The 4,612-nt window shown below is 32.8% G+C and carries 9 protein-coding genes; all 9 read right to left on the bottom strand.

Annotated features, from left to right (window positions below; all coding sequences use genetic code 11):
• Window positions 1–18: 18 nt before the first annotated feature.
• A complete protein-coding gene (gene rpsM, locus Q1K13_RS11960; protein ID WP_300351226.1) occupies window positions 19–384 on the bottom strand; it encodes a 30S ribosomal protein S13 in 366 nt (121 codons plus the stop codon).
• A 233-nt stretch (window positions 385–617) separates the two neighbouring features.
• A complete protein-coding gene (gene rpmJ, locus Q1K13_RS11955) occupies window positions 618–731 on the bottom strand; it encodes a 50S ribosomal protein L36 (protein ID WP_039312872.1) in 114 nt (37 codons plus the stop codon).
• A 12-nt stretch (window positions 732–743) separates the two neighbouring features.
• A complete protein-coding gene (gene infA, locus Q1K13_RS11950; RefSeq protein WP_300351220.1) occupies window positions 744–962 on the bottom strand; it encodes a translation initiation factor IF-1 in 219 nt (72 codons plus the stop codon).
• A 7-nt stretch (window positions 963–969) separates the two neighbouring features.
• Entirely contained in the window at window positions 970–1,248 is a 279-nt protein-coding gene (locus tag Q1K13_RS11945; RefSeq protein WP_300351230.1) for a KOW domain-containing RNA-binding protein, read from the bottom strand.
• 88 nt (window positions 1,249–1,336) lie between these two features.
• Window positions 1,337–2,086, bottom strand: coding sequence for a type I methionyl aminopeptidase (gene map, locus Q1K13_RS11940; protein ID WP_300351218.1), 750 nt, complete (start codon window positions 2,084–2,086; stop codon window positions 1,337–1,339).
• Window positions 2,086–2,736: an adenylate kinase gene (locus Q1K13_RS11935; protein ID WP_300351216.1), complete on the bottom strand. Its 651-nt coding sequence runs from the start codon at window positions 2,734–2,736 to the stop codon at window positions 2,086–2,088. The genes map and Q1K13_RS11935 overlap by 1 nt, the downstream gene beginning before the upstream one ends.
• A 26-nt stretch (window positions 2,737–2,762) precedes the next feature.
• Window positions 2,763–4,040 carry a preprotein translocase subunit SecY gene (secY, locus tag Q1K13_RS11930; protein WP_300351213.1) on the bottom strand — a complete coding sequence of 426 codons (1,278 nt, stop codon included), beginning with the start codon at window positions 4,038–4,040 and terminating at the stop codon, window positions 2,763–2,765.
• Window positions 4,041–4,042: 2 nt separating this feature from the next.
• The gene (rplO, locus tag Q1K13_RS11925) at window positions 4,043–4,483 is read right to left on the bottom strand and encodes a 50S ribosomal protein L15 (protein ID WP_300351211.1); all 441 of its coding nucleotides are present in this window, start codon (window positions 4,481–4,483) and stop codon (window positions 4,043–4,045) included.
• 21 nt (window positions 4,484–4,504) lie between these two features.
• A partial coding sequence (rpmD, locus tag Q1K13_RS11920; protein WP_300351228.1) for a 50S ribosomal protein L30 occupies window positions 4,505–4,612 on the bottom strand: 108 nt, incomplete at its 5' end.

Here is a 4,612-nt window from a genome sequence, read left to right as displayed (position 1 = left end):
ATTGTCTTCCCTCCTTAACTATTTCTTCTTATTAGCTATTGTCTTCTTAGGACCTTTTCTAGTTCTAGCATTAGTCTTAGTTTTTTGTCCTCTAAGTGGAAGACCTTTTCTATGTCTGATTCCTCTGTATGAACCAATTTCAACTAATCTCTTTATGTTTAAAGCAACTTCTCTTCTTAAGTCACCCTCAACTGTTAATTCTTTAATGTAGTTTCTTATTGAGTTTACTTCATCCTCAGTAAGATCTTTAACTCTTGTATCAGGATTAACTCCAGTTACTTCAAGAATTTTTTGTGATGTAGGTAATCCTATACCATATATATAAGTTAGACCTATCTCAACTCTTTTTTCTCTTGGTAGGTCGATACCTGCTATTCTTGCCATTAATGTTACACCTCCTGGTAATAAAATGCGTAATTGATTTACACTAATAGTAACTCAATTAAATATTATTTAATTTATATTTAAAATTTTAGGCTGATGGTGAAAAACCATCACAGCCGCACCTAAAATTTATTTGCTATTATTTAAATGCCTATATAATCATATTTTACTTTTAAATAAAAGTCAATAAGAATTCGCTCCTAATTAACTGTTTATTATGTTTTATTTACCTATTAGCCTTGTTTTTGTTTGTGCTTAGGATTTTCACAGATTACCATTACTCTTCCTTTTCTTCTTATAACTTTGCACTTTTCGCAAATAGGCTTAACTGATGGTCTTACTTTCATCGCTAACCCTCCTTATTTTGCTCTCCATGTAATTCTACCTCTTGTTAAGTCATATGGTGAAAGTTCCACAGTAACTTTATCTCCTGGTAAAATTCTTATGAAGTTCATTCTTAACTTTCCTGAGATATGAGCTAATATTTTATGCCCACTCTCTAATTCAACTTCAAACATTGCATTTGGTAGAGATTCTAAAACCGTACCCTGCATTTCAATTATATCACTTTTTGACATAAGGTAATCAAACCTCCTTGTTAGTGCTATTAAGTTTTAAAAATCTTTTTATTTTAAGATTAATATTCTTATCCTTTGATATTATACATGATTTTATTTCATCGTCAAACATCTCAGTAAGCACTACATGTTTTATTTTTTTCTTTTTTGGCATTTCTATGGTCTTAGTCACTCCATTTACAACTAGTAAATAAACATCTGCCATTCCAACCACTATGTATGATTCTCCTGCATCTCTACCAGCTTTTGAAGTAACTAATCTACCAATTAAGTGAGTTTCTTGCAACTTATCCACCTCAAAGATTACCTTAGTCATAAACTACAAATTCCTCATAGGCAAATGTTAATTTATAACTAAGCAATATATATTAAAACTATTTTACAAGTGTTAATATTTCAGGACCATTAGGTAAAATTGCAACTGTATTTTCATAATGTGCAGATAGCTTACCATCTGCTGTTACTACTGTCCAGCCATCATCTAAAGTCTTGACTCTATATGATCCCATGTTTACCATTGGTTCAATAGCTAATACCATTCCTGCCACTAACTTTGGACCTCTGCCTGGTCTACCGAAATTAGGAACTTCAGGATCTTCATGAACTTTTCGACCAATTCCATGACCTACAAAGTCCTTAACAACTGAAAATCCATTGGCTTCAACATATTGCTGTATCTCATTAGAAATATCCGTTAATCTATCGCCTACATATGCTTTTTCGATTCCTTTAAAAAAGGATTCTTTAGTAACCTCAATAAGCTTTTCTGCTTCTTCTGATATTTTACCAACACCAAAAGTTCTAGCAGCATCACTGTGAAATCCATTTAGACAAACTCCACAATCAATAGAAACAATGTCTCCATCCTTTAATTCATAACTTCCTGGAAATCCATGAATTAATTGTTCATTAACAGATATACATAATGAAGCTGGGAAACCATACAATCCTTTAAAGGATGGTGTAGCTCCATGCTTAGTTATAAACTCTTCAGCTATTCTATCTAATTCCGTAGTAGTAATACCAGGTCTTACCTTCTCCTCAAGCAGGTTAAGTGTTTCTCCAAGAAGCTTTCCTGCTTTTCTCATTAGGTTGATTTCATTTTCATTCTTAAGAATTATCACTACTTTTCACTTCCTAATATATTACAGATACTCTCAAAGACCTCGTTTATTGCTTGTGTTCCATCTACTACTGAAAGTTGCTTTTTATTTTCATAAAAATCAATTAATGGTTGTGTTTGATTTTCATACACTTCAAGTCTTTCTTTAACTGTTTCTTCAGTGTCATCTTTTCTTTGAATAACATCTGATCCACAAAGATCACATTTTCCATCATTAGCTGGTGGATTAAACTTTATGTGATAACTTGCTCCACAAGATGGGCAGACTCTTCTACCTGTCATTCTTTCAAGTATAAATTCTTTAGGTACTTCTATTAAAAGAGCAGTATCTATTGATTCTCCTCTTTCAATTAAGAAACTATCTAAAGCTTCTGCTTGAAGAACTGTTCTTGGGAAACCATCTAATAAATATCCATTTTTACAATCATTTTGCTGAAGTCTATCTTTAACCATGTTTATAGTTACTTCATCTGGAACTAACTGTCCATTATCCATGTATGTTTTAGCCTCAACACCTAAAGGAGTATTTTCAGAAATATTTTTTCTAAAAATATCTCCAGTAGATATATGAGGGATTGAATATCTATTACTAATTGATTTTGCCTGTGTTCCTTTTCCTGCTCCAGGAGGACCTAATAAAACTATCTTCACGGGCATCATCTCCATAACTTGTATTTCTATTTTAAGAATCCTTGGTAGTGTCTAACTGTTAACTGAGATTCTAATTGTCTCATTACTTCTAATGAAACAGAAACTAAAATTAATAGTGAAGTTCCTCCAAACTGTATTCCTTCAAAAGGAGTATAGTTTGCAACTAAAATAGGAACTACTGCTATGATAGCAGCAAAACAGCCACCAAACATTGAAATTCTATTTAATACTTTCTCTAAATAAATCTCTGTTGGTTTACCAGGTCTTATTCCAGGAATGAAACCTGATGATTTATGCATATTTTCAGCCATTTCATCTGGCTTAAATGTAATTTCTGTATAAAACCAAGTAAAGAATATAGTCAATAATGCATACAATACTGGATACATCCAAGTCTTTGCATTAAAAGGACTATAAGATGATCCTGTGATCCATTGTGACCATCCAGCTTCAGGGAAGAATTGAGCTATAGTTGTTGGGAAACTCATAACTGACATTGCAAATATAATTGCTATAACAGTTGTTCCAATAATACTTAAAGGAATATGAGTTGATTGTCCCTTCATAACTTTGTTACCTACGGCTTTACCTGCATATTGAACAGTAATTCTTCTTTCTGCTAGTGATAAATAAATTACACCTGCTAATAAAGCTAATGTAAATGCAATAAATAACGCTATTTCAACGATATTTATTTTACCAATCTTACTTAAGTTATATATCTGGTAACCTGTCATTGGTAATCTTGATAGTATGTTTACAAATATTATCAATGAAGTACCATTACCTACTCCTTTAACAGTAATTTGGTCACCTAACCACATAAGAAAAGTCGAACCAACTACTAATGTTAGTAATATTACAAATGTACTAACAGGAGAGTTACTTTTAAGTGCTCCTACGTTGTGAATTATCACATAAGTTCCATAAGACATAATAACTCCAATAGCAATTGAAGCGTATCTAGTTATCTTTTGGATTTTTTTCCTTCCGTCATCTCCCTCTTTAGATAATTGCTCTAATTTAGGAATTGCAACTGTTAAAAGTTGCAAAATGATTGAAGCGTTGATGTATGGTACAACACCTAAAGCAAATATGCTAAATCTACTAAAAGAACCACCAGAAATTAAATCATAGAAGCTTACTAAACTTCCAGATTGTGTTAAAGATTTCAGACTATTTGTATCAATTCCAGGAACAGGAATATAACTTCCCATCCTGAAAATTGCTATTAAGAATACAGTCCAAATTATTTTATTTCTTAAGTCTTGAACCTTCCAGGCATTACGTAGGGTTGATAGCACGATTATTTCACCTCAACTTTTCCTCCAGCTGCAACTATTTTCTCAGCTGCTTGCTTAGATAACTTGCAACCTGCGATTGTTAAGCTCTTTTCTATGTTTCCATTTCCTAAAATCTTAACACCGTCCATTAGTTTACTTATTACTCTTCTTTCAAGTAATACTTCTGGAGTAACTTCTGTTCCACTCTCGAATATGTTTAATCTATCAACATTGATTGTTACAAAATGCTTTGTAAATGGGTTAGTGAATCCTCTTTTAGGAAGTCTTCTGTATAATGGCATTTGACCACCTTCGAATCCTGGTCTAACTCCACCACCTGATCTAGCGTTTTGTCCTTTTTCACCTTTACCAGCGTTTCTTCCTAAACCTGAACCAGTTCCTCTTCCTACTCTTTTAGGAGCTTTTCTGCTTCCAGCTGCTGGTTTTAATTCATGAAGTTTCATACGTCTTGCACCTCCTCTTTATTATATTTCTTCTACTTTTAACATGTAGCTTATCTTGTTGATCATACCGTTGATTTGAGGAGTTCCCTCATGCTCTACTGTTTTACCTATTTTCTTAAGTCCAAGGGC

It is taken from the genome of Clostridium sp. (assembly GCF_029267215.1).
GTDB lineage: Bacteria > Bacillota > Clostridia > Clostridiales > Clostridiaceae > Sarcina.
This window is presented reverse-complemented; position numbering and strand designations above follow the sequence as displayed.